This window comes from Paenibacillus sp. 203, from assembly GCF_037027525.1.
In the GTDB taxonomy this organism is placed as follows: domain Bacteria; phylum Bacillota; class Bacilli; order Paenibacillales; family Paenibacillaceae; genus Paenibacillus; species Paenibacillus polymyxa_B.
This window is the reverse complement of record NZ_JAXCHD010000061.1, coordinates 1-326: the sequence shown is the minus strand read 5'-3', so window position 1 is coordinate 326 and position 326 is coordinate 1. Positions and strand designations below refer to the sequence as shown.

Below are 326 nucleotides of genomic sequence, written 5' to 3'. Positions count from 1 at the left end.
AACACTTACGTGTGAATGAAATTCAAGGCAGCTACCTTTATTTCACTTGTTTACACAAGATCAGCTTAAAGGAATATTCTAAAACGCAATTTCGTTTCGGTATCCAGTTTTCAAGGTGCAAAGCTGTAAACAACCAGCTTTTTTGAGAGTTTGAGCTCTCAAAACTGAGCAACGAGTGAGTAACAGGCCTAAACCTGAGTTTTGAAGCTTACGCTTCATATTTGAATGTTTCCATTGCAGGAAACGATTCTCCATAGAAAGGAGGTGATCCAGCCGCACCTTCCGATACGGCTACCTTGTTACGACTTCACCCCAATCATCTACCC

General features: G+C 41.4%; 1 rRNA gene. It reads right to left on the bottom strand.

From position 1 onward, the window contains the following. Nucleotides 1-257: 257 nt before the first annotated feature. Nucleotides 258-326: ribosomal RNA gene (locus WA407_RS26385) — 16S ribosomal RNA — on the bottom strand; the annotation flags it as partial.